A 24,653-nucleotide genomic window follows, 5' to 3' on the forward strand; every position below is an offset into this window, starting at 1 on the left:
TTTACAACGGATGAATTAAGTAAATATTGTATGGTATCATTAGGCCAATTAGCCTAATTAGCCATATTAGCCTAATTGGCCATATTAGGGGCCAGTCGTAAAACCCAGTTGCAACCCTCTCCCTCTCATGCACATAATTTCATAAGTATTTGTTATCTTTGCATCATGAAGACCGAGCAATTGTTGCGTTGTATCTTTCCAGAGATACTCGCAGATTATTTTGATGTGATAGATATCCAAGAGAGTATTTCCCAGATAGACTTCTGGTTGGATGAGCGTAACTTTATGGAAGAGGCAGACCGCAAGGCCGGCACAGTAAGCAGTTACGGCTTTACCGCCGAACGGGTTGTCCAAGACTTTCCCCTTCGTGGCAAGCCCGTTTACCTTCATGTCCGCCGTCGAAAATGGCGTGACAGTTCCACGGGTGAGATATTCAGTTATTCTTACGATGACTTGACAACTGAGGGCAGCAAACTTTCCCCTGAGTTCGTTTCTTTTTTAAAAGAATAGAATTGAGTCTACTGCGGAGAGCATTACAGGTATCGGCTCTCACTATGGCGTAGACGGCAAGCAGCTTTCCACCCAATACAAGGAGCATTTCAGCGATTATCGCCAGTGGGAGCAGTTGTCGCATGCGGGAGACTGGCTGCTGTTTGATGAGAACCTGGGAGAGAGCCTGAGTATCGATGAGACTTGTCTGAGCAGCGGTGAGGTCTATACGTTTCTGACCAACAAGGCTGGCAAAGGTGGCAGGGGTACGCTGGTAGCTGTGGTCAGGGGAACAAAAGCCGAAGATGTGATTCGTGTTCTGGAAAAGATTGACCTTTCCAAAAGAAAGACTGTCAAGGAGATAACGCTCGACTTGTCTTCCTCTATGATGATCATTGCGCGCACGGTGTTCCCCAAGGCACTCATCACCAATGACAGGTTTCATGTGCAGAAGCTTTACTATGACGCTTTGGACGACATGCGCATAGCCTACAGGTGGATGGCAAGGGACAGAGAAAATGAGGAGATGAAGGAAGCCAAAGCCAAGAACGAAACCTACAGGCCATTCAGATACAGCAACGGTGACACACGCAAGCAACTGCTTGCCAGGGCGAAGTTTATACTGACTAAACACAAGTCAAAGTGGACAGAATCGCAAAGGCTAAGGGCTGAAATAATCTTTGAAAACTACCCGAACTCAAAAAAGCCTATGACCTGGCCATGGAACTTACCGATATTTATAATGCCAGAAGCATCAAGGACGCTGCAAGATTGAAACTGGCTAAGTGGTTTAACGAGGTAGAGAAGTTGGGCGTGGATAATTTCTATACGGTAATTGACACCTTTAAGAACCATTATGATACCATACTCAATTTCTTTGTCAACAGAGCCACAAATGCCAATGCTGAATCCTTCAACGCAAAAGTCAAAGCCTTCAGGGCACAGTTCAGGGGAGTAACGGATATTCCTTTCTTCCTTTATAGGCTTATGAAATTATGTGCATGAGGGGGAGAGGGTTGCAACTGGGTTTTACGACTGACCCCTAATTAGCCCAATTAGCCTTATTGGGCTAATATCAAAAAAAAGCCTCCAGGGCTTTTTAGTCCTGAAGGCTTCTATTTGAAAAAAGGCGGCTACCTACTCTCCCGCATTGCATTGCAGTACCATCGGCGCAAGCAGGCTTAACTTCTCTGTTCGGAATGGGAAGAGGTGGAACCCTGCCGCCATAACCACCTGATAAGGGGATGACGTATCGATACAAGCGAATCTAAAGTCATGAATAAATCACGACGGTAAAACTCAAAGCGCCCAGCTGAAAGAATGGGCCTTGCGGAAAGAAAGTTATTGGGCAATTAGTAGTGCTCGGCTTTGCCATCGCTGGCTTTACACCTGCACCCTATCAACGTCGTAGTCTACGACGACCCTTATGTGGAGTTCTAATCTTGCGGATGGCTTCGCACTTAGATGCTTTCAGCGCTTATCCTAACCAGACTCAGCTACCCAGCGGTGCGCCTGGCGGCACAACTGGTAAACCGGAGGTCTGTCCATCACGGTCCTCTCGTACTAGTGACGGCACCACGCAAAACTCCCGCGCCCACGATAGATAGAGACCGAACTGTCTCACGACGTTCTGAACCCAGCTCGCGTGCCACTTTAATGGGCGAACAGCCCAACCCTTGGGACCTTCTCCAGCCCCAGGATGTGACGAGCCGACATCGAGGTGCCAAACCACCCCGTCGATATGAGCTCTTGGGGGGATCAGCCTGTTATCCCCGGAGTACCTTTTATCCTTTGAGCGATGCAGTTTCCATACACTTGCACCGGATCACTATGCCCCAGTTTCCTGCCTGCTCGGCATGTCTGCCTCCCAGTCAAGCGCCCTTATGCCATTGCACTCTAAAAGGTCGGTTACCAATCGACCTGAGGGCACCTTTGGAAGCCTCCGTTACGCTTTTGGAGGCGACCACCCCAGTCAAACTACCCACCAAGCAGTGTCCGCACTTACCGCGCGTTAGACCTCAGACAGCCAAAGGGCCGTATTTCAAGGATGGCTCCATCACCGCTGGCGCGGCAACTTCAAAGCCTCCGGCCTATCCTACACATCGGATGACCGAGGTCAATGCTAAGCTATAGTAAAGGTTCACGGGGTCTTTTCGTCCCATCGCGGGTAATCGGCATCTTCACCGATACTACAATTTCACTGAGATCATGATTGAGACAGTGTCCGGATCATTACACCATTCGTGCAGGTCGGAACTTACCCGACAAGGAATTTCGCTACCTTAGGACCGTTATAGTTACGGCCGCCGTTTACCGGGGCTTCAATTCAAGGCTTCTACTAATGTATGACCTCTCCTCTTAACCTTCCGGCACCGGGCAGGTGTCAGACTGTATACATCAACTTTCGTGTTAGCACAGCCCTGTGTTTTTGTTAAACAGTTGCCTGGACCTATTCTCTGCGCCTCGTCACGATGACGAGGACCCCTTCTCCCGAAGTTACGGGGTTAATTTGCCTAGTTCCTTAACCATGAATCTCTCAACGCCTTAGTATGTTCAACCCGACTACGTGTGTCCGTTTGCGGTACGGGTGCTGCATGACTGGAGCTTAGCGGATTTTCTCGGGAGCATGATTACCCACACTATTGCCCTTCCCCGAGGGGATGGGCATACTATCAAGATTCAGCTCTCATGGTGGATTTGCCTGCCATGATCAGCGCCTAATCTCTTCAACGGGCTATTCCGTCAGCCCGCGGCGGTGTCACTTCTCCGTCTCCGCAATCGCATCATGCAGCAGTCACGGAATATTAACCGTGTCTGCCATCGCCCTCGCCATTCGGCTGAGGCTTAGGACCCGACTGACCCCGGGCTGATTGGCATTGCCCGGGAAACCTTGGTCTTGCGGCGGGAGGGAATCTCACCCTCCTTATCGTTACTTATACCTACATTTGCTTTTCCATGCGCTCCAGCCAGGGTCGTCCCCCAACATTCGACGCACATGGAATGCTCCCCTACCGATACTTTTAATATACATTACTATCCCGCACCTTCGGTGCCTGCCTTATACCCGATTATTATCCACGCCCGGACCCTCGACTAGTGAGCTGTTACGCACTCTTTGAATGAATGGCTGCTTCCAAGCCAACATCCTAGCTGTCACGGGGACCGGACTTCGTTAGACTAACTCAGGCAGAACTTCGGGACCTTAGATGGCGGTCTGGATTCTTCTCCTCTCGGGGACGGACCTTAGCACCCGCCCCCTTACTGCAGGGCTGCAGTGCATGAGCATTCGGAGTTCGTCAGGTCGCGATAGGCGGTGAAGCCCTCTTGACCTATCGGTCGCTCTACCTCTCATGCAGATCACCCCACGCGGCACCTAAATGCCTTTCGGGGAGTACGAGCTATCTCCAAGTTTGATTGGCCTTTCACTCCTACACACCTCATCCAGAAGCTTTTCAACGCTTATTGGTGCGGGCCTCCATTCCGTGTTACCGGAACTTCACCCTGGACATGTGTAGATCACTTGGTTTCGCGTCTACCCCCTCTGACTAGATGGCCTGTTCAGCCTCGCTTTCACTGCGGTTGCGTGGGTCATACCACTTAACCTCGCCAGAGATGGTAACTCGTAGGTTCATTATGCAAAAGGCACGCCGTCACTGCCAAAGGCAGCTCCGACCGCTTGTAGGCGCATGGTTTCAGGATCTGTTTCACTCCTCTCGTCGAGGTGCTTTTCACCTTTCCCTCACGGTACTGGTTCACTATCGGTCTCATGGGAGTATTTAGCCTTACCGGATGGTCCCGGCAGATTCGCGCAGAATTTCTCGTGCTCCGCGTTACTCAGGATACCGTTATGCCCGGGAATGCTTCGTGTAAGGGGCTCTCACCCGCTGTGGCCGCAATTTCCATTGACGTTCCACTCACATTCCAGGTACAATGACACGGTCCTACAACCCCGGCGCCGCATTGCTACGGCGACGGTTTGGGCTCTTCCCCGTTCGCTCGCCACTACTGGGGGAATCATTCATTTATTTTCTCTTCCTGGAGGTACTAAGATGTTTCAGTTCCCTCCGTTCGCCTCACTGATTGACAGTGATAACTGCCTTGTGGCAGCTGGGTTGTCCCATTCGGAAATCTCCGGATCAAAGGTTATTTGCACCTACCCGAAGCTTATCGCAGCTTATCACGTCCTTCATCGCCTCCATGAGCCAAGGCATCCGCCATGCGCCCTTGTCTACTTTCTTTCGCCACAACCGTACCTCCATCGTCAATGAGCATTAAGCTCACGTCGAAAGCGGCCGGTTGGTCACTCATACTTTCAGCTGTATTGCTTTGATTATCAAGTCTTACGACTTGTGTTCTACTTTACAGTTTCGCTTGTGTCAATATGTCAAAGATCGCTGGGAAACTTTGAACTTTGAGATTTGAACTTTGAACTTTATAGTTACTAAAAGTTCTTCTTTCCTCAAAGACCATTCCCATGAGTGGAGAATAACGGATTCGAACCGTTGACCTCTTGCATGCCATGCAAGCGCTCTAGCCAGCTGAGCTAATCCCCCAGATTTTTAATTCATAATTGTTAATTCATAATTCATAATTATCATTAAATCAACAATTGATTGAATTATTTTTCAGAGGCAGAAGTTAATCCACATCAAGTCATACCATTCTAACTAACTATTCTAATTAGTTTAATTATGAATTATGAATTATGAATTGAGAATTATGAATTAAGACTGTAGTCCCAGGCAGACTTGAACTGCCGACCTCCACATTATCAGTGTGGCGCTCTAACCAACTGAGCTATAGGACTGTGGTTCCCGGTGTTCATTCAAGTCGCAGGGCCGCGTACTCTTCTTCGCCCGGCTTCCTTTTTCTCTTTATATTAAAAAACAGATGTAGCAGTACAAGAAATACCTTGAGCCATCTTGTGGCAGCTCCAGGCAGGTTCTCTTACAAACCTTGATAAGAAATATCACCTTATAAATCCTTCGTGCAATTCCTCAACCTATTTTGTTTAGTTGATTTCATAATGAATTCGTAATTATGAATTATGAATTCTTAATTATGAATTACACTCTGTTTCGTCTCCAGAAAGGAGGTGTTCCAGCCGCACCTTCCGGTACGGCTACCTTGTTACGACTTAGCCCCAATCACCAGTTTTGCCCTAGGCCGCTCCTTGACGGTTACGGACTTCAGGCACCCCCGGCTTTCATGGCTTGACGGGCGGTGTGTACAAGGCCCGGGAACGTATTCACCGCGCCATGGCTGATGCGCGATTACTAGCGAATCCAGCTTCGTGGGGTCGGGTTGCAGACCCCAGTCCGAACTGGGAGACACTTTGAAGATTAGACCAAACTTGCGTTAAGCCAACACTCTGTATGCCCCATTGTAACACGTGTGTAGCCCCGGACGTAAGGGCCGTGCTGATTTGACGTCATCCCCACCTTCCTCACACCTTGCGGTGGCAGTATCTCCAGAGTGCCCAGCATTACCTGATGGCAACTGAAAAAAGGGGTTGCGCTCGTTATGGCACTTAAGCCGACACCTCACGGCACGAGCTGACGACAACCATGCAGCACCTCCACCGGCGCCCCGAAGGGCCTCAACATCTCTGTATCGTTCACCGGCAGTTCAAGCCCGGGTAAGGTTCCTCGCGTATCATCGAATTAAACCACATGTTCCTCCGCTTGTGCGGGCCCCCGTCAATTCCTTTGAGTTTCACCGTTGCCGGCGTACTCCCCAGGTGGGATGCTTAACGCTTTCGCTTGGCCACCCGCCACAAAGGGGCGGACAGCGGGCATCCATCGTTTACCGTGCGGACTACCAGGGTATCTAATCCTGTTTGATACCCGCACCTTCGAGCATCAGCGTCAGTCGCACTGCAGCAAGCTGCCTTCGCAATCGGAGTTCTTCATGATATCTAAGCATTTCACCGCTACACCATGAATTCCGCCTGCTTACCGTGCACTCAAGCCAGACAGTTCGCGCTGCAATTCACCGGTTGAGCCGATACATTTCACAACACGCTTACCTGGCGGCCTACGCTCCCTTTAAACCCAATAAATCCGGATAACGCCCGGACCTTCCGTATTACCGCGGCTGCTGGCACGGAATTAGCCGGTCCTTATTCATGCGGTACCTGCAATGCACGACACGTCGCACACTTTATCCCCGCATAAAAGCAGTTTACAACCCATAGGGCCGTCATCCTGCACGCTACTTGGCTGGTTCAGGCTCTCGCCCATTGACCAATATTCCTCACTGCTGCCTCCCGTAGGAGTTTGGACCGTGTCTCAGTTCCAATGTGGGGGACCTTCCTCTCAGAACCCCTACTGATCGTCGCCTTGGTGGGCCGTTACCCCGCCAACAAGCTAATCAGACGCATCCCCATCCATCACCGCTAAACCTTTAATCGTTATTTGATGTCAGCAAACGACGCCATACGGTATTAGTCCGTCTTTCAACGGGTTATCCCGTGGTCATGGGAAGGTTGGATACGCGTTACTCACCCGTGCGCCAGTCGTCGTCAAGGGAAGCAAGCTTCCCTCACGTTACCCTGCGACTTGCATGTGTTAAGCCTGTAGCTAGCGTTCATCCTGAGCCAGGATCAAACTCTACATTGTAAAATATAGTTGAAATGGATGATAATATCATGTATAAGGCTCGCGCCAAAAACATGCCTATCTATCCAACTTCGTTTCTCTGTTCAGAACGAAACTCCAGAATTTAAAAGTATTCTCACCTTTGTTCGTTTCTAGTAAGAATTGAACGGTTCGTAAAAATTCACCCATGAGCATCTTTAACAACGCTCATGCTTCTTGTACTACTTCTGTCTTTATGTAAATCTTTTCAAAGATCGCTTCTTTGTATCGCTAACGAGTGTTTCATTTGTGTTTCATTCTCGAAAGCGGGTGCAAAAGTAAACACTTTCTTGGCAACCTCCAAATATTTTTAGAAAAAAGTTTGATTTTTAAGAGAAACTTGATTTACATCAAGCGAAAGGGGCGTTTTTTCTGGGTAATCTAGGGTTCCTAGGGAGGCTAGGGGGCGTGTGCTGCTGCCATTTATTGAGACATCCCGGCGGCTCGAAGCTTCAAAAGCTCTTCTTTCAAGCGGTTGTTTTCGGCTTTCAGGCGTTGGTTCTCTTCCTTCAGCTGCTGCATGAGGCGGTCTTGCTGCTTGCGATAACCTGTGCGAGCCGCATACATGCGCTCTTTTATGCCACCGTGCTCAACAAACTGCTTTTCCAAGTACTTCAAATAATTGCACATCATGCGGTCGGTAAGATGGCACAGTGTGAGCAGCGTGTTGCAATATTCCTCAGCGGTCCACTTGGAGGCATAAGGCATGTAGTGGGCGGCGAGATTGTGCGTGCGACAGAATTTCAGCATTCCAGCATAGCGTTTGTGCTGACTGGTCCACAGCTCGAGCCTGCGCGTGTGCAGATAGTCTTCGTAATCTTCGCGCAACTCCTGCAACGACCCGCGAGCAACATTCAGCAGTTTAAGTTGCATCTCGGTAGACGTGATTCCGTCTTCCAGCCCTTCCACGATATTTTGTTTCCCCGACCGCGCAGCCTGCACCATTTGGTCTACCGTTCGGTCGCCATACTTGGGCAGGAACTTCTGACAGAACAAAAATGTAAGCTGAAAGATGGCATCCGCCTTTTGATAGAATCTCAATTCTCCTACCGGTGTACCGTTTCCCAACACCCATTGATTCTCGTTCTCCCCGTCAGCCATCTTCAAATCCTCGATAACGATTACTTGCTTTTCATGCTCTGCAAAGATACAACATCCGACCAGCTAATGCAAGAAAAGTGGGTTAAAAATTTGGTGCGTTCACAAGTGGGTTGCCGCCGGGCAAAAGACATGCTGTTGACAAGCAAACTCCATGCAATTGGCGGTCAATCCCTATGCAATTGGAAGACAATGTCCATGCAATTGGCGCTTATCCTCCTTGCTATTACGAATTGCACCTGTTGCGTTTCCTTTTTCTTATTATTAAAAAAAATATTTACATCGACGACGACGACGATTTTCGCACGCACGTTCGACGACGGATAATTAGTATAATCAGTATTATTAGTATTATTAGTATATAAAGGAGCCATGCTTGATTATCAAGCAGTTAGGAGGGGGTAAATTGATTGTTCGTTCAATGTTCATTCAATTTCCGTTCAATTATCAATCGGCTTTCAAGTAGGAAAATCACGCCAAAAAACGCATCAAAAAGAAATAGAAGGATGATTAATTCTTTACAAATCAAACACACTGAAGGAATAAGTGAAAAGATGATTTTAATATTCTAATAGACCACGCATACGCTTTTTATGGAAGTTTCCGCATAAACATTTTGAGTTGCAGGTGGCCGTACCATCTTCTTGGTATTTTCACCCATGTCTACACCTTATTATATAAGCCCAATCAATCAGACAATCTTTTCACGCCAACCGCTTTTTCACCTTGGCTGGCACGCCTGCTGCCATACAGTCATCGGGAATATCAGTTGTGACCACCGAACCAGCTCCGATGATACAACGCTTGCCGATGGTAACACCCGGACACACGATGACACCCCCACCCAACCATGTATCATCGCCGATGCTGATAGGATAAGAGGTTTCTTGCGGCAAACGTCGTTCCAAATAGTTCATCGGATGCTGCGGTGTATACAACTGGCAATTGGGCCCAATGAGGACATGATGCCCTATGCGCACATAAGCCCCGTCCAAGATAGTACAGTTGTAATTAAGAAACGTATGCTCGCCTATCGTGATACCGCTGCCATGGTCGCAATGAAAGGGCGGACAGATGGTGGCGCTCTTCGGGATGCCGGGGATGAGTCGTTCGATGACATCACGATAATGCTCGTCGGTGAGCGTCATGGTCTGCAACTGGCGGCACAAGTCTATTGCATGTGCAATACTGGCCGCAATCTCTGGGTCTGCAAAGGAATACCGCTCCTCTGTACGCATCTTTTCAAATTCGGTCTTCATCATTTTCTTTTTCTTGGTGGTAAAGTTACACTTTTTCGAGCATTGCCACAAAGAAAACAACGGAAACACAGCATGTCCTGCTGATGATCTTCAACAGAAAGCCATGATGTGTGAGCCAAGTGTTGCGCCTAATCTTTTTAACTGCATGGAGTCAGATAGATTTGCATCCTTCACATAAATAATTTATCTTTGCAAACAAATACACCAATAAAAAAGATTTATGGAAGTAAATGATTTAGACAGATTGATTAGAGAGCAAGAGGGTTCGTTGTCACTGGCCTTCCCAGCTCTCATGCGAAAAGTATATGTTTGGATGACCTTGGCGCTGGTTCTCACCGGCATAACGGCCTATGGCGTGGCTTCATCACCCAGCTTGATGATGACCATCTTTCAGACTCCAGCCATCATGTGGGGCCTCATCATAGCCGAACTGGCTATCGTCATCGCCATTTCGGCAGCCATCAACAGACTGTCCCTCACGACAGCCACGCTGCTTTTTGTGCTCTATTCGGTTCTGAACGGCGCCACGCTGTCGCTGATATTCGCCGTGTACACCATGTCCTCCATCGCCAACGTGTTCTTCATCACGGCCGGCACCTTTGGAGTGATGGCAGCCTACGGCTATTTTACCAAGCGCGATTTATCATCCTGGGGCAAACTTCTCTTGATGGCCCTCATCGGACTGATTATCGCTACTCTGGTCAACATATTCTTGGTTAAGAGCAGTGGCTTCGACTTAATCCTCAGTTATGCAGGCGTATTGATTTTCGTAGGACTTACCGCATACGACACTCAGAAGATTAAACAGATGTTGGCCATGCAGACAGACATGGGCGAAGGTGCGCAAAAGGTGGCCCTATTGGGTGCGCTGTCACTGTATCTCGACTTCATCAACCTGTTCTTGTATTTGCTGCGGATATTCGGAAGGAGAGAGTAAAGCCTATGAAATCTATCCATTTGACGTGTGTCGCCCTAATTTGTGCGGCACTGATGAGTTGTGGTAGCTTGCAAACAGATTCCGCACAGGCTCAAAAGAAAGAAACAAGCACGTTTGGCCAAATATTCAGTGCCATGACCAACGGCGATGCCTTAGGCAACGCTTTCAACAGCGTGATTGGTCTGGACAAGCCAACCGAGGCCCAGCTTTATGGCTCGTGGCACTACACCCAACCGGGTGTGGCGTTCACCAGTAAGAACGCTTTGGCGAAAGCAGGAGGCGAAGTGGCGGCCACACAGGCCAAGGAGAAGCTGAAAGCACCGTACCAAAGCGTTGGATTCAATGCAAGCAACACCGCTCTTCAGTTAAACAAGGACAAGACCTTCACCATTCAGTTGGCTGGCAAGACCTTTCAAGGCTCGTACATTTATCATGCAGACGAATGCAAACTGGATTTGCAGACGTTCCTGATTACGCTTCCTTGTTACGTCAAGCGCACGCCAAAAGGCATGAGCTTTCTCATGGAATCGAAAAAGCTGCTCACCCTTTTTCAGGCCATCGCCAGCATCAGCGGTAACAGCAAGTTAGAAACCGTCGGCAAGATCAGCAAAAATTACGATGGCATCCGCATGGGATTCGAAATGGGAAAGTAGGTAGACCAAGGCGATAGTAAATCAATCATGGAGAGCAGCCTGATATTATACACGAGCGACAATGGCGACGTAAGCATTCAAGTACGCTACGAAGATGGAACTTTTTGGCTTACTCAAAAACGCATGGCAGAGTTGTTCAATGTGAACGTGAGTACCATCAACGAACATCTAAAAAGTATCTTCAATACGGGAAAGCTATCGGAAGAGGCAACTTTTCGGAAATTCCGAATAGTTCAAAACGAAGGCACTCGCCAAGTAACACGAGAAGTGGCATTTTATCCTTTGGACGCCATTATCGCAGTAGGGTATCGAGTCAACTCTGAGCAAGCCACCTATTTTAGGAAGTGGGCCACAAAAGTGCTAAATTCGTTTATCACAAAAGGTTATGTTCTCGATAAACAGCGACTGGAGCAAGGCGAGCAGTTTGGTCACGATTATTTTATATTACTGTCCGCTAAACTTTTGGGTAAGTCACTAACATGCTGTCATCCGAACTATTGTGTCTCAATGAGTTGGAATGAGGATTTCTATGTTTAGCGGACAGTAATAATTGAAAATACATTGTAAACTTTCAATCCGTTTCTTATTTGTCATACATCAAGCAGTCGTGTGTTACAAATCGAACAGATGCTTGTAACTTAATGTGACATAATTGGTTAGCGTGAGGTATAATGATTCGAGCTCTTTTGTGTTAACTTTACCGTTCTCATACCATTTCATGGACACGGCGTTGGTCTTGTTGAAAATTTCTTTCTCAACAGGTTTCAATTTTTGCATAATTCCATCGCCCTGTTTGTTGTAGAGCGCTTCCCAATTGAAATATCTGTCAGAACCAATTCCTTGGTGATAGGAATAAACCCGATCTTTTAGCGTGTCCACTTTCTTTCCGAAAACGGTCACTTTCTGGCCTGCCCCGATCGTGTATAAAGCTGGTAGCAATTTATCCGCGTTTTTAACCCAAAAGGGAAACGCTGTGCTCACAGGAGGATAGCCAATGACGGTCCACATGGTTGTTAGCTCAGGGTTCTCGTGCAGTTTTACCCCTTCGATAACACCTGAGCAAGCTGTTCCCACTCTTGAGATGAAATCGTGGTCAACAAACCATCCGGATGTGTTGGGAATGTTGTGGGTGCCATCGTGTAGGTCTATGCCAAGTTTGGGGTTAAGGAAAGAGCGGTCTAAATGTTCGAATATCCAGTCGGGGGTGATAGCTTTGGCTTTTGCGGCTTGGCTTAAAGCATCATCGGCAGTTTTATAACGCACGTATCCCAACCCCTCGTTGGGCTCTCCTGTGAAACTGAAATTTGTTCTCACGGCATATCCATTGGGTGCTATTTTGGGGTCGTTTACGTCAAAAAAATGATAACTTCGCGTGCTAACTTCCACCCACACGGCTCCTCCCTCAGCATCGATTACACCAAAGTTGGCGCACAGTCCTACGAGCTTAGTGGTATCAAGATAGTGCCTTAGGTCTTGTACGGTGGCGCAAACGCTAAGCGTTTTGTACATGAACTCGCCATTTTTCCCACCCGGCTCTATACCGTTAACCGTTTTCTCAAGATTGAATGATTGTGTGTTTATAATTGAAAATCCTGCCGTGTTTGTTCCCAACCACACTTCTTCTTTTGATCGAGGTTGGCAATCTACAACGCCAATAAAGTCATATTTCTGTCCTTTGAAAAAACGCATGCAGTTTTGTAGGGCGTCTGTATCACGCACTTTCCATATCATAGGCCGACCGTCTTTGGTGGCTTTGCCCGTTATTACCGCTGCCGTGCAGGCATGCCCAGTGGCAACTATCATGCAAAAAATGTAAGTGATTAGTAGTGTTTTTTTCATATTCCTTAATTCCGCAACACTATTATAAATTAAACTTTTTAAGTATCTGAGCAACAAAAAGTTGCTCAGGATTTTTCCATGTCAGAATTTTCACTTATCTTAGTGTTGCAAAAAAAAACAAGAGAATCCGACGATAGACATGGCGAAGATACAAATTAAATCTGAGAGACTCACTCCTTTTGGGGAATTATTTCCAATTGCCTCAAGTCACATTGTGGGGTAAGGGGATATTGTAGGCAGAAGTGGGTGTTTCAAGTTCAAATTATCTGCAAATTCAGTAATGAGGGGACGTGTAAACGCAATAAGGACGTTCAAGGGCTTAGTTGCGGATTTGAGGGTTATGTAAAAATTTGTAGATACATATAGACTTTTTTCTTGCAACGGATCCACACACAGCCATCTTCCCAACACAGCATCATAGTGGCGTATATGGTCAACTCAGAACCAGCCACCTATTAAAAGATGAGCTACAAAAGAATTTCATCCTTTTTGTTCTGGCGAAAGCACTGCGCGTCATCCCTGCATGAAGCGTTGTTTTGTTGAGTTTCGTCAGCAAAACAAGGTTGACTTTCGTGATACCGAGGATATTATCCACAGCATCATAACGATACCTGTTATTACATTGCTAACTTACAATCTGCAGTATTAGTTAGAATATCATTTACTTTCCTTACTTTTTAGGAACTTCATAATTAGCACTTTGTATTTATACGCATTTGTATCATCATCTGATATATCCTCTTTTAATACATCTGTTAAATACATTGGTTTTCCTTTATCTTTTGGATCACTTTTTTCTACTGGTACAGAATAATCATATCTGTAAAAAATTGGATTATTATAATCTGCCCCATTACATAGTAGATAATAGGCTATCTCATAATTACTTACCATTACAGATTCACTTAACGCAGATTGGCCGAATTCATTTTGATAATTTATATCTGCCCCTTTCATTACTAAAAATTTAACTAAATCTAAATTTCCAGTTTTAGATGCTGCTATTAGAGGAGTAAGCCTTGTACTATTCCCTTTTCTTCTTTTGCCTGTCTCAATATCATTTATATTAGCACCATATTCAATTAGTGTTTTGGCAAAGATAAGATTGTAGTATTTTGAGGAACAAGCCTCAATAAGAGGAGATGTGCCATCATATGTATTATGTGTATTAACTTCTGCCCCATTTTTCAATAAAGTATTAAATGATTTTAACTGCTGATTCATAATTGTTAGCATTAATAGGGTATTGCCGTACTTAGAATCTTGGTAATTAATTATTCTTGGATTCTCAGAAACAATCTTGTCAATCTCTTCTGTATCTTCATCTTGAACAGCTTTGGCTAATTGCCAAGCTGGAGTGTTTTGAAAAACACGATAATCAATATTAGATAGTTCTGCACGGTCTACAGACTTCTCTCTGTTACTACTTGAACAAGAGAGTAACAAGCAGGTTATGACTAACAGTCTAACAATTGCTTTCATTACTTTTTATATCAGGATTAACACCAAAAATCTTTATAATATTATCCATGCTATGACCATTGTAAACAGAAGGCATATCTTTTGGCCATAAGTGGCGTATATGGTCAACTCAGAACCTGGCCACCTATTAAAAGATGAGCTACAAAAGAATTTCATCCTTTTTGTTCTGGCGAAAACACCCGTTTGTTATCCCTGCATGAAGCGTTGCCTGACTACTACGAAGCGCAGATGCTCGCCCTCGCCAATCACCTCACCATCCTGCTTAGCCACTATGTGAAAAAACAGTTTGCGGCGGTCAATCTTTGTCAAAGTGGCCGTGGCTTCCACCATCGCCCCCACCTTACTCGGCTTGAGATGCGACGAGCTGATATGCCCGCCCACCGTGGTTTGTCCTTCTTCCAATTCATTGGCCACTGCCAGCATGGCAGCGTTTTCCATCAAGGCCAGCATGGCAGGCGTTGCCAACACGGGCAAATCGCCCGAGCCGATGACTTGTGCGGTTTGCGCTTCGGTCACGGTCAAGCGGCTGGTATGGGTCAATCCTTCTTTTAACATTGTTATCGTGTTTTAGATTCAATATTCACTTCAACCATGGCGGGGAACATGTACGCCCAGTCGTTACGCTGAAAGAGCGTTTGCCACATGGTCGACTCCTTGCGCCTGACACGTCTACGAAACAGCAATCGCTTGCCATATTTAATGGTTACTGCTTTATCCAAATCAACCAAGTCGTCATTGAGATAGATGGACAGCGAGGAGTAATCGCACGCGGTGATGTCCACCTGATTACCATGAATGGACGCACGCACCATCTTGCCTGGTGCCAACTCTTGCTTAGGTGCGCCCAACCAATAGAAATAAGGCTTCACCACTTCGGCCTGCCGCCACACAATTTGCTTGGGATAAGGGTTGCGGCGGAATTGTTGCATCCATGGCACTGCAGCCGAATCAACCCGATTCATCCAATGTCCCGCACCTTTTATTATATGTGTTTGATGAACGTATCCCATAGGATCGTGCTGTTGCAGCGAGTCCATTTGCAGTCCCCGCTGTGCTGCCAACGTATTACGATTGTAGGCAGCATCGTGTTCACCGCACCAAATCATGAAAGGCAAGTTGCGAAGATTCAGTAATGAAACATCACCCGGATGGCCTGCCATCATCGAAGCCGCCGCCCACGAGTCGGCCATGCGCGGGGCCATGCGCCACACACCATCGCCGCCAGCCGAGTAACCCATGAGGTACACCTTGTCTGGATTAACGCCCTCGAAGGCCACGCACATCTGAATAAGCTGTTCGTAAAGTGGGTCGATACCTTCATGACACCACATATTCCACAAATTCCATGGCGCACGAGGTGCCACATATACCGCCTGTTGGGGACGATAAAGGTGTTTTTGGTTCTCCCACTGCTGATTGTTCACCTCTTGTGTAGTTCCACCTCCCCCATGAAGCGAGATGAACAAGCTATAACCATCGGCAGGTTTATCACCGTAGACCGTCCACCACAACGGCATAGACACCCCATTATGCGTCAGCGTACGCGCCCTATAATACAGCCCCAGACGTGCTCGGGTAGTTTTCATCCATTCCTTCTTGAGTCGCTCACCAATGATAGGCACTTCAGCTTTAGCGATAAATCGCTCGCGCATGGCGCGTTTGGTATGCGAGAAAGCGGGCAGAGACAGCACGAGCACAAGCAGCAGGGTGGCTCCCCATCGATAGGTTTGTTTGTTCATCATCATCAATTATTTGCTTGGTTGTCACGCAAAGATAGCATTATTCTTCGACATCCTCTTCCTTGAAAGCACATTTTTCTCATAAACCTCCATTTGCCTCGCCCATGGCAGTAGCGGTTTTACCAGACCTTTTTCGTAGACAAGAGCAGATGATACCCTCCACTTCTTCTCTGTTAATAAGTGTATATAAATGTTGGTTTTGGCAAGAATCGTTTTGTTTTTATGCAAAATTCATTATATTTGCAGCAACCAGTGAATAATCTTACAAACGATGAAGTTAAAAGAAGATAGAATAGAAACCATCAAAATGCTTATTTCGAGCAAGGAGATAGGCAGTCAGAAAGAGCTGCTCGACGAACTGAAAAAAGAAGGTTTCGAGCTGACACAGGCCACCTTGAGTCGTGACCTGAAGCAGTTGAAGGTTGCCAAAGCGGCCAGCATGAATGGCAAATATGTGTACGTTCTGCCCAACGAAACTATGTATCGCCGGGTGCACAATCCTGCCTCGGCACGAGAAATGATGCGCACGCCGGGGTTCCTGTCCATCAATTTCTCTGGCAACATCGGCGTGATCAAAACCCGTCCGGGCTACGCCAGCAGCATCGCATACAACTTGGACAACAGCGACATCCCGGAAATACTGGGGACCATCGCAGGCGACGATACCATCTTCATCGTCGTTAAGGCTGGAGTGAGCGAACACGAGATAACAGACATACTCAACGATCTGCTGTTGAATATGTAATGAAAAATAAACGCATGGCGGGAAAGCATGCAACTTTTCTGGCCTCGGCAACGTCTAACATACAAGTAAAAACAAAAGGAAAAATGTCATGAAGAAGAAATTAACCTTATCCAGCAACAAGATGATTGGAGGAGTTTGTGGCGGACTGGCCGAGTATTTTGATGTAGACCCAACCGTCTTTCGCGTACTCTATGCCATCGCAACGGTGTTTACCGCTTTCAGCGGACTGATACTTTACCTCGTTTTGTGGATGATTATCCCCAAGAAATAACCGGTAACGAGAGTTGTTTCATGGCACACATGGCTTCACGGGATGCGATTTTACCTGCGTCCCGCGCATGCTTTAGTGTGCATACCAGAGCGAGCTGAAATCCCATAACGCCCATGGGCTGACGGTAAAAGGCTTAGTGGCTACATGACGACAGCAGCCGATTGATGGGCAAAACCGCTCGATAAGCAGCACAGGAGGATTGATTCTGTGCAGTCTTTTTATTGCATTCATCTATGGCTGGTTCTATAAATTACCACCGCACACAGTCATCAAATGTTTATGAAATACGTTTTGTTATCTTTTGGCTTCTTTTTGGTTCAAAATGTAAGTTCGTTCAGTCGTGTAGCTCGCTACACTCCTTCACTCTCTTGCATTTTGACCTCAAAAATAAGCTCAAAATCTAACAAAGCTAATTTATAGAACCAGCCATACGATTTACGTTAAATGATGAAAATAAATAACCGATTGTAACATATTTTTCGTAATTTTGTACGCAGAAAGTTCGCCGTCGTTCATCCGTCGCGCAAGCTTTCTGTGAAGTAATATACGCTGTTTTAGTCTGCAAAACCATCTGATGCACTCGCTAAAATAGCTTATTTTATGCCCGTGACCGTAGGTTTTTCCTACAAAGATGTCACAATTATCCATGAAGTACTGTAGGGTGCAACTCATCCTGGTATCTGTCTCTGGGCGTTTGTTTGACTCAGTGACAAATGTAACATGTGCTTCCAAGACAGTTTGCCGCGAGGCTTGAACAGAAATAAAACAATGGAAAGACAAAAAACATTTAAATTCAAGACAGCTTTTGATCGCAAGGTAGCCATTCCTGGTTTGTCAGTATTAATTCTTCTATCTATTTATTGCGGGCTTTTTCCGACCCAAGCCGAATCCTTGTTGACCACGGTTCAGACCTACGTTTACCAAAACATGAGTTGGGTTTACGTGCTGCTAATCACCTTCTTCATGGTGTTTCTGGTGCTTTTGGCGTGCAGCAAGGCCGGCAACATCCGATTGGGTGCAGACAATTCGGAACCGCAATATGGCTTTTTCTCTTGGGTTTCGATGCTGTTTGCGGCCGGCATGGGCATTGGATTGATGTATTATGGCGTGGCCGAACCGATGACTCATTATGTAGCACCAGCGTTGGCCGACTCTGCGATTCCGGCAAAAGAGGCCCAGTTACACACTTTTTTCCACTGGGGGCTGCACGCTTGGGGTGTTTATGCCATCGTGGGTCTGGTGCTGGCCTATTTCTCTTATCGTTATAAATTGCCCTTGGCCATTCGCAGTGGTTTATATCCCTTGTTGAAAGATAGAATCAATGGCCCCGTAGGCGACGTCGTGGATATCTTCGCTTTGGTGAGTACCTTCTTCGGTATTGCCACCTCTTTAGGCTTGGGAGCCATGCAGCTCAACGCCGGACTGAGTTATTTGGGCCTGGTAGAAGAACAGAGCTTTACCTGGCAAGTTGCATTGGTCATCGCAGTGACCAGCATAGCCATTTGCTCTACACTGTTGGGTATGAACAAAGGTGTGAAGCGATTGAGCGAGCTTAATTTAGCGTTAGCGGTATTGCTGCTGATCTTTGTCCTGGCACTGGGTCCCACCATCTTCTTGTTGAGCGCATTCAGTGAAGGTGTTGGGCATTATTTCAGCCAGTTTGTCAACCTCACCTTCAACACCTTTGCCTTTGAGCCACAACGCCAACAGTGGTTCACCGACTGGACAGTGATGTTCTGGGCGTGGTGGATTTCCTGGTCGCCTTTCGTAGGTTTGTTTATTGCTCGCATCTCGAAAGGACGCACCATTCGTGAATATATCCTGGGCGTGTTGCTGGTTCCGTCCTTACTTATCTTTGTGTGGATGACGGTTTTTGGCAACGGAGCCATCTGGTTTGACCAAAATACCGCAAACGGAGCGTTGTCTGCTCTGGCCAACTATCCAGACGTACTGCTATTCAAGTTTCTGGAACAGTTTCCCATGTCTCAATTTCTTTGTGGACTGGCCCTTATGATGATTGCCGTGTTCTTTGTAACATCCTGCGATTCTGGCATCCTGGTAATGAACAGCATTTCCACCAAGAACAGGCCCAATTCGCCCCGTTGGCAGAACGTATTCTGGGGTGCCCTGCTCTGCTTACTATCCTTATTGCTGCTGCGCACGGGCGGTTTGAAGGCTTTACAAACCATGACCTTAATCTCGGCCTTACCTTTTGGCATTGTCATCGCCCTGTTGTGCTTCTGCTTGGTCAAGGCTTTGAGGCTGGACAACCTGTATCACTCGACGAAACTTCCCTATGGTAGTCGCAATTGGGACGGAGAACATTGGGAGCAACGATTGGATCAAATCTTAACCTACTCGCAGAAAAAAGATGTTAAACGGTTCATGGCCGAGAAGGTTCGGCCAGCCTTTGAAGAGATTCTGGCGGCATTGGAGCCGAAAGGAATCCATGCCGAGATACGAGGCGAGCAGGAGGGCAAGATGAGAATTGAACTGATGATTCCGCACAACAAGATGAATAATTTCGTTTATGGAGTGATGCCCGAACGGCAAAGCATCTCCGACTACTTCATCGATGACGAGAACACGCCCAACATTGACACGATTGACCTGTACGTTCCAGTAACTTATTACAATGATGGTAGGCGCGGCAATGACATTCAATACCTAACAAAGGAAGAAATCATCGCAGACGTACTGCGCGAATACGAACGCTTTAGCAGCATCATTCGCAACGAACAGAATGAATTGTTGGTGATAGACCGCGACCACTTGAAGTAATCACTCAAGGCTTGCACCGAACGCATTTCCATGCAACGGCGCACCAACAGGTCGACAAACGACATTGAACCAACTTAAAAAGGGTGCCACGGAGGTACCCTTTTTTGTTTTTTCTAAAAATAAACTTCCTATTCGGAATTTTTTATCTACATTTGTAACGTATTGATGAAGGGGACAACATGAGGATGTTACCCCGTCATTCATAAGAAGTACGAACCATGATGAGTGATTTGCTTTTGATATTAGCCATGCCCCTCGCAGGAACTGTGTTGGGCGCATCGTTTGTTTTCTTCATGAAGGACCAAATGTCAGCAGTGGTTCAAAAAGCATTGCTGGGCTTTGCGTCGGGCGTCATGGTGGCTGCCTCGATTTGGTCGCTGCTCATTCCCAGCATGGAACAATGGGCCGACATGGGCAAGTGGCAGGTGTTGCCGGCTGCAGTAGGCTTTGCGATAGGCATCGGATTCTTGTTGCTGCTCGACCATATCACGCCCCACTTGCACCTGGGGAGCACCGAACCCGAAGGGCCAAGGGCGCATTTAAGTCGCACCACCATGCTCATCTTAGCCGTCACGATACACAACTTCCCCGAAGGAATGGCCGTGGGCGTGGTGGTTGCCGGTATGCTGCAAAGCGACGTTGGCATATCCGTGGGTGCTGCCATGACACTGTCACTGGGCATTGCCATCCAGAACATTCCGGAGGGAGCCATCATATCCATGCCCCTGAAATCTGAAGGTAAAAGTAAATGGCGCTCGTTTACCATGGGCGCACTGAGCGGAGTGGTTGAACCGATAGGCTCGGTCTTGGTCATTTTATTGGCCGCCTTGCTCACGCCCACGCTGCCTTTCATGCTGTCGTTTGCCGCTGGTGCCATGCTCTACGTAGTGATAGAAGAGTTGATACCCGAGGCCTCACAAGGCGAGCACAGTGACTGGAGCACCATCGGCTTCGCCATTGGTTTTCTCATTATGATGACACTGGATGTGGTGCTGGGCTAAATTTACTTTGAACTTTGAACATTGAACATTGAACTTTATAATTAGTAAAAAAGCTAACAACTCGTCAACTCGTGAACTTATCAACTCGTGAACTTTGAACATTATGCCTTGCAAAGAAGCTAACAACTCGTAAACTAGTCAACTCGTGAACTCGTGAACTTATAAATCCTTAAAATATGACTCTACAAGAAAAAACAATATTAGAAGAACGAATCGTCGATGTTCTCAAAACAGTGTACGACCCAGAGATACCTGTCAACATCTTCGACCTCGGTATGATTTACAAGGTGGACGTGCAAGACGACCATACGGTAGACATGGACATGACCTTCACCGCACCCAACTGCCCTGCAGCCGACTTCATCCTGGAGGATGTGAGAAGCAAGGTAGAGAGCCTCGAAGGCATCAAGGCTTGTAACGTGAACCTGGTCTTCGAACCAGCATGGGACCAGAGCATGATGAGCGAGGAGGCAAGGGTAGAGTTAGGATTTGACTAAAGAATGGCAACGCCTCCCACTCAAAGCCCTCCAACCATAGCAAGGAGGAGCGAGGAGGCTGGTTGGATAGAAACAATTCTGCAATACTACCCATGAAGGTGACAGGTCAAAGTAAACCAATCACACGGTGACATCCCAAAAAGTTCAAAGAAAATAATTCCAAACTGAATATGAAAAACGTCTATTTCCTTTCTGATGCACATCTTGGCTCGTGGGCCATCCAACACCAACGAACACAAGAAAGACGACTGGTGCGCTTCCTGGACAGTATCAAGGAAAAGGCATCGGCCATCTATCTGCTGGGTGACATGTTTGACTTTTGGAACGAGTACCGATATGTCGTGCCGAAAGGATATACGCGCTTCTTGGGCAAGATTAGCGAACTCACCGACATGGGCGTGGAGGTTCATTACTTCGTTGGCAACCATGACCTGTGGACCTACGGCTACCTGGAACGAGAATGCGGTGTGATTGTCCACCGCAAACCCTTGACAACAGAAATCGGCGACAAGGTTTTCTACTTGGCACACGGTGACGGATTGGGCGATCCCGACCATCGGTTCAAGCTGTTGCGCAAGATTTTCCACAACCCAACCTGCCAGCGTTTGTTCAATGCCATCCATCCACGATGGGGCATGTGGCTCGGACTAACCTGGGCGAAACACAGTCGTTTGAAACGGGCCGATGGCAAAGAGACGCCTTATCTTGGGGAAGACAAGGAATATTTGGTGCAGTTTACCCATGAATACATGAAGACGCATGCCGACGTAGACTATTTTATCTACGGACACCGACACATTGAACTCGACCTGACGCTGAGTCGCAAGGCGCGCATGTTGGTCCTGGGCGACTGGATATGGCAGTTTACCTATGCCGTCTTTGATGGCGAGCACATGTTCATGGAACAATATATCGAAGGCGAAAGCAAACCATAAATACAAATAACACATCAATGAAGACTAAATTTCTAAGCATGGTTCTCTTCTCATCCATGTTATTTTCGGCGAGCCAAGCAGTGGCTCAGCATCACGAATTCGCGAACTATAAACGATATGCACAAGACAACGCCCGACTGGGAAAGCCGGCCAAAGGTGAAAAGCGCGTTGTATTCATGGGCAACTCCATCACGGAAGGATGGGTCAAGCAGCACCCCGACTTCTTCAAGAAGCATGGCTATATCGGCCGAGGCATCAGCGGACAAACGTCCTTTCAATTCCTCCTGCGCTTTCGCGAAGACGTCATCAAGCTACAACCCAAGGTGGTTGTGCTCAATTATGGAACCAATGACATCGCTGAAAACACAGGGGCATACAACGAAGAACTGACCTATGGCAACATCATCTCGATGGTGGAGATGGCTCGCTGTCACAAAATCAAGGTCATCTTGGCCTCCTGCCTCCCTGCTCGCAACTTCGGTTGGCGGCCCGAAATCAAGGACGGAATGCAGAAAATTCGCAGTCTTAACGCACGAGTAAAGGCGTACGCCAAAGCCAACAACATACCGTATGTTGACTATTTTACGGCTCTGCTTGCTAAAGATGGCAACGGCATGGACAGCAAATACACACCCGAAACCGTACATCCCAACCTTGCCGGATATGCGGTGATGGAGAAACTGATTGTGCCCGTAGTTGAAAAACTGCGCTAATGCCCATCGTCTCGCCCTTCTCTCACCCGATCTAGGTGATGACAAAGCCTGCGGGCGCTTCATACAACTTGTCCACCTCATCGCCTGTCAGGACGTATGTTCCCTGAACCAATTCTCCAAAACGGTTCAGAGTGAGTTTGAGTTGAATGAACAGTGTGAACCTGTTGAAGTAACGGAGTGAACCTGCAATGAATGATTTATGCCAAGCTTACTACCATTTCTTTGCGCATGTAGCCCCTTACATGGATTTCATGAAGCGCGAACTCACTGCTCACCGTCCGCCACCCAACGTCATGGATGCAATCGAGAACGGCCTATTATAAGAGGATATAGCAAGTCACCATCCTTTTATAACCATTCTGCGGCAGAAAACGCTTTATCGCTTTCTCCTCTCATGTGAGGAAGGATACCTGTGCATCGGGTGCCTCGCAGGCCACCTTGATCTTTGCCTTGGCGCGCTCACTCCATGCATCAAAGCGATAAGTGAGCGACTGCTGGTCGTTGGTTTCAAGTAAATGGCGCAACACTTGTGGGTGTGCGCCATTATTATAATCACATTCAAAGCTAATCATGTGGGGCTCTTCTTGCGGGTTATTTGTTGAGTTTGATGGCCAATTTCTCCAGCATGTCCTTGGTCATGCTTTCCAAATCGTAGGTTGGATTCCATCCCCATTCAGCACGGGCGCAACTGTCATCCATCCTGTCGGGCCAGCTTTCTGCAATGCTTTGCTTCAATGGATCCACGTCATACACCATTTCAAACTCGGGTTTTTGCTCCTTGATGGCCGCATAAATCTCCTCTGGGTCGAAGCTCATCGACGCGATGTTAAAGGCGTTGCGGTGTATCAACTTGTCTGGATTGGCCTCCATGAGCATGATGGCAGCCTTCAACGTATCGGGCATGTAGATCATGTCCATCTTGGTACCGGCCTTGATGGGACAAACAAAGCGGTCACCACGCACGGCATTGTAATAGATGTCTACGGCATAGTCGGTGGTACCACCACCTGGAGGTGTGACGTACGAGATGACGCCCGGGAACCTTACCGCACGCGTATCTACGCCATACTTATGAAAATAGTAATCACTAAGCAGCTCGGTGGTCACCTTTGAAACGCCATAGATGGTCTGTGGGCGCTGAATAGTGTCTTGCGGCGTCATGTCATGCGGTGTGGTAGGACCGAAAGAGCCTATCGAACTGGGGGTGAACACAGCACAATGATTCTCGCGCGCCACCTCCAAAATGTTCCACAGGCCATCGATGCCAATCTTCCAAGCCAGCCTTGGTTTCGACTCTGCCACCACAGAGAGCAGGGCGGCGAGGTTATAGATGGTATCAATGTGATAGTCTTTAACCACCTTCGCAATGAGTTCCCCGTTCGTGACATCAGCCACGGCCGACGGTCCGCTCTCCTTTAGCTCACCGGTAGGCTCTGCTCCGATTATATACCCAGCCACAACATGACTGTTACCATACTGTTTTCGTAGTTCTCTGGTCAGCTCCGAACCAATCTGTCCGGTTGACCCAATGACCAAAATGTTCTTCATTATTCTTGATGTGTTTTAACCCTTAGTA

Annotated in this window: 19 protein-coding genes, 2 tRNA genes, 3 rRNA genes and 2 pseudogenes; 13 read left to right on the forward strand and 13 right to left on the reverse strand. The window is 47.3% G+C overall.

The genetic code is table 11. From position 1 onward, the window contains the following. The first annotated feature begins 165 nt into the window (after nt 1–165). Both NQ518_RS09005 and NQ518_RS09010 read left to right on the forward strand, forming a co-directional pair. Entirely contained in the window at nt 166–510 is a 345-nt protein-coding gene (locus tag NQ518_RS09005; RefSeq protein ID WP_227962235.1) for an ISAon1 family transposase N-terminal region protein, read from the forward strand. A gap of 1 nt (nt 511) precedes the next feature. After that, nucleotides 512–1,494 (forward strand): annotated as a pseudogene (locus tag NQ518_RS09010) (ISAon1 family transposase). Between the two features lie 119 nt (nt 1,495–1,613). Here NQ518_RS09010 and rrf read toward each other — a convergent pair. From rrf to NQ518_RS09045, 7 genes are all read right to left on the reverse strand, one after another. Then, nucleotides 1,614–1,726: ribosomal RNA gene (gene rrf, locus NQ518_RS09015) — 5S ribosomal RNA — on the reverse strand. Nucleotides 1,727–1,821: 95 nt separating this feature from the next. After that, a 23S ribosomal RNA gene (locus NQ518_RS09020) occupies nt 1,822–4,727 on the reverse strand. A gap of 241 nt (nt 4,728–4,968) precedes the next feature. Next, nucleotides 4,969–5,042: transfer RNA gene (locus NQ518_RS09025), tRNA-Ala, on the reverse strand. A 180-nt stretch (nt 5,043–5,222) separates the two neighbouring features. Further along, nucleotides 5,223–5,296, reverse strand: a tRNA-Ile gene (locus NQ518_RS09030). Nucleotides 5,297–5,577: 281 nt separating this feature from the next. Further along, nucleotides 5,578–7,109 (reverse strand): 16S ribosomal RNA (locus tag NQ518_RS09035). Together the 16S, 23S and 5S rRNA genes with 2 tRNA genes alongside form the textbook arrangement of a ribosomal RNA operon. 441 nt (nt 7,110–7,550) lie before the next feature. Next, nucleotides 7,551–8,228 carry a four helix bundle suffix domain-containing protein gene (locus tag NQ518_RS09040; RefSeq protein WP_227207155.1) on the reverse strand — a complete coding sequence of 226 codons (678 nt, stop codon included), beginning with the start codon at nt 8,226–8,228 and terminating at the stop codon, nt 7,551–7,553. Nucleotides 8,229–8,929: 701 nt separating this feature from the next. After that, on the reverse strand, nt 8,930–9,484 hold the full coding sequence (locus NQ518_RS09045) for a sugar O-acetyltransferase (RefSeq protein WP_227207167.1): 555 nt from the start codon (nt 9,482–9,484) through the stop codon (nt 8,930–8,932). A 220-nt stretch (nt 9,485–9,704) separates the two neighbouring features. On the opposite strand from NQ518_RS09045, the gene NQ518_RS09050 reads away from it, so the two are divergent. The 3 genes from NQ518_RS09050 to NQ518_RS09060 are packed head-to-tail and all read left to right on the forward strand — an operon-like array spanning nt 9,705 to nt 11,611. Beyond that, nucleotides 9,705–10,421 carry a Bax inhibitor-1/YccA family protein gene (locus tag NQ518_RS09050; protein WP_227962234.1) on the forward strand — a complete coding sequence of 239 codons (717 nt, stop codon included), beginning with the start codon at nt 9,705–9,707 and terminating at the stop codon, nt 10,419–10,421. Nucleotides 10,422–10,426: 5 nt separating this feature from the next. Beyond that, nucleotides 10,427–11,074: a DUF4923 family protein gene (locus tag NQ518_RS09055; protein ID WP_227962230.1), complete on the forward strand. Its 648-nt coding sequence runs from the start codon at nt 10,427–10,429 to the stop codon at nt 11,072–11,074. Between the two features lie 27 nt (nt 11,075–11,101). After that, nucleotides 11,102–11,611, forward strand: coding sequence for a virulence RhuM family protein (locus NQ518_RS09060; protein ID WP_227962228.1), 510 nt, complete (start codon nt 11,102–11,104; stop codon nt 11,609–11,611). Nucleotides 11,612–11,686: 75 nt separating this feature from the next. Here the strand turns inward: NQ518_RS09060 and NQ518_RS09065 are convergent, their stop codons facing one another. The 4 genes from NQ518_RS09065 to NQ518_RS09080 form a co-directional block, all read right to left on the reverse strand. Then, nucleotides 11,687–12,877, reverse strand: coding sequence for a hypothetical protein (locus tag NQ518_RS09065; protein WP_227962226.1), 1,191 nt, complete (start codon nt 12,875–12,877; stop codon nt 11,687–11,689). A 693-nt stretch (nt 12,878–13,570) separates the two neighbouring features. After that, complete coding sequence (locus NQ518_RS09070; RefSeq protein WP_102696462.1) at nt 13,571–14,395, reverse strand: ankyrin repeat domain-containing protein; 825 nt, start codon at nt 14,393–14,395, stop codon at nt 13,571–13,573. A 186-nt stretch (nt 14,396–14,581) separates the two neighbouring features. Beyond that, nucleotides 14,582–14,950: a thioesterase family protein gene (locus tag NQ518_RS09075; protein ID WP_102696461.1), complete on the reverse strand. Its 369-nt coding sequence runs from the start codon at nt 14,948–14,950 to the stop codon at nt 14,582–14,584. Between the two features lie 2 nt (nt 14,951–14,952). Further along, nucleotides 14,953–16,140, reverse strand: coding sequence for an alpha/beta hydrolase family protein (locus NQ518_RS09080; RefSeq protein WP_227962224.1), 1,188 nt, complete (start codon nt 16,138–16,140; stop codon nt 14,953–14,955). A gap of 265 nt (nt 16,141–16,405) precedes the next feature. On the opposite strand from NQ518_RS09080, the gene argR reads away from it, so the two are divergent. The 8 genes and pseudogenes from argR to NQ518_RS09120 all read left to right on the forward strand — a co-directional run. Further along, complete coding sequence (gene argR, locus NQ518_RS09085; protein WP_004350948.1) at nt 16,406–16,879, forward strand: arginine repressor; 474 nt, start codon at nt 16,406–16,408, stop codon at nt 16,877–16,879. An 88-nt stretch (nt 16,880–16,967) separates the two neighbouring features. Next, nucleotides 16,968–17,150, forward strand: coding sequence for a PspC domain-containing protein (locus NQ518_RS09090; protein WP_227962221.1), 183 nt, complete (start codon nt 16,968–16,970; stop codon nt 17,148–17,150). A 768-nt stretch (nt 17,151–17,918) separates the two neighbouring features. Continuing rightward, a complete protein-coding gene (locus NQ518_RS09095; RefSeq protein ID WP_227962219.1) occupies nt 17,919–19,931 on the forward strand; it encodes a BCCT family transporter in 2,013 nt (670 codons plus the stop codon). A gap of 218 nt (nt 19,932–20,149) precedes the next feature. Continuing rightward, the gene (locus tag NQ518_RS09100; RefSeq protein WP_227207147.1) at nt 20,150–20,932 is read left to right on the forward strand and encodes a ZIP family metal transporter; all 783 of its coding nucleotides are present in this window, start codon (nt 20,150–20,152) and stop codon (nt 20,930–20,932) included. A gap of 176 nt (nt 20,933–21,108) precedes the next feature. Next, the gene (locus NQ518_RS09105; protein WP_004350835.1) at nt 21,109–21,429 is read left to right on the forward strand and encodes an iron-sulfur cluster assembly protein; all 321 of its coding nucleotides are present in this window, start codon (nt 21,109–21,111) and stop codon (nt 21,427–21,429) included. A gap of 170 nt (nt 21,430–21,599) precedes the next feature. Beyond that, a complete protein-coding gene (locus tag NQ518_RS09110) occupies nt 21,600–22,364 on the forward strand; it encodes a UDP-2,3-diacylglucosamine diphosphatase (protein WP_227207145.1) in 765 nt (254 codons plus the stop codon). A 17-nt stretch (nt 22,365–22,381) separates the two neighbouring features. Beyond that, nucleotides 22,382–23,077 carry an SGNH/GDSL hydrolase family protein gene (locus tag NQ518_RS09115; protein WP_227207143.1) on the forward strand — a complete coding sequence of 232 codons (696 nt, stop codon included), beginning with the start codon at nt 22,382–22,384 and terminating at the stop codon, nt 23,075–23,077. A gap of 179 nt (nt 23,078–23,256) precedes the next feature. Then, nucleotides 23,257–23,400 (forward strand): annotated as a pseudogene (locus NQ518_RS09120) (anaerobic sulfatase maturase); the annotation flags it as partial. Between the two features lie 69 nt (nt 23,401–23,469). On the opposite strand, the gene NQ518_RS09125 reads toward NQ518_RS09120, so the two are convergent. Further along, nucleotides 23,470–23,649, reverse strand: coding sequence for a hypothetical protein (locus NQ518_RS09125; protein WP_227962217.1), 180 nt, complete (start codon nt 23,647–23,649; stop codon nt 23,470–23,472). Between the two features lie 19 nt (nt 23,650–23,668). Continuing rightward, nucleotides 23,669–24,625: an NAD-dependent epimerase/dehydratase family protein gene (locus NQ518_RS09130; RefSeq protein WP_036873334.1), complete on the reverse strand. Its 957-nt coding sequence runs from the start codon at nt 24,623–24,625 to the stop codon at nt 23,669–23,671. Nucleotides 24,626–24,653: the final 28 nt, after the last annotated feature.

The organism is Hoylesella buccalis ATCC 35310 (genome assembly GCF_025151385.1).
Lineage (GTDB): Bacteria > Bacteroidota > Bacteroidia > Bacteroidales > Bacteroidaceae > Prevotella > Prevotella buccalis.